This window comes from Gemmiger formicilis (genome assembly GCF_016901605.1).
In the GTDB taxonomy this organism is placed as follows: domain Bacteria; phylum Bacillota; class Clostridia; order Oscillospirales; family Ruminococcaceae; genus Gemmiger; species Gemmiger formicilis_B.
The window spans coordinates 1-233 of the sequence record NZ_JACJKP010000704.1 but is presented as its reverse complement, the minus strand read 5'-3'; the positions used below and the strand labels follow the sequence as shown (position 1 = coordinate 233).

The 233-nt window shown below is 60.1% G+C and carries 1 pseudogene; it reads left to right on the top strand.

Annotated features, from left to right (window positions below):
- Positions 1–233: pseudogene (locus H6B10_RS16545) on the top strand (tyrosine-type recombinase/integrase); the annotation flags it as partial.

Here is a 233-nt window from a genome sequence, read left to right as displayed (position 1 = left end):
CGCAAGGAAACCATCCGTGCCTTCTACGAAGCCATGCGCTCAGAGCCTAAACTGACGGATGGCCAAACGCTCTCGGAACGGTCGGTGGAGGGACTGCACAACACACTGTGCAGCATCTTGTCCGGTGCCGTGGAGGAAGGCTATCTGACCCATAACCCGGCCTGGCGGGTGTACAAACCTAAAGGCGTGCGCAAAGAGCGCCCGGTGGCCGACGAGGAAACGGTGCAGAAGCT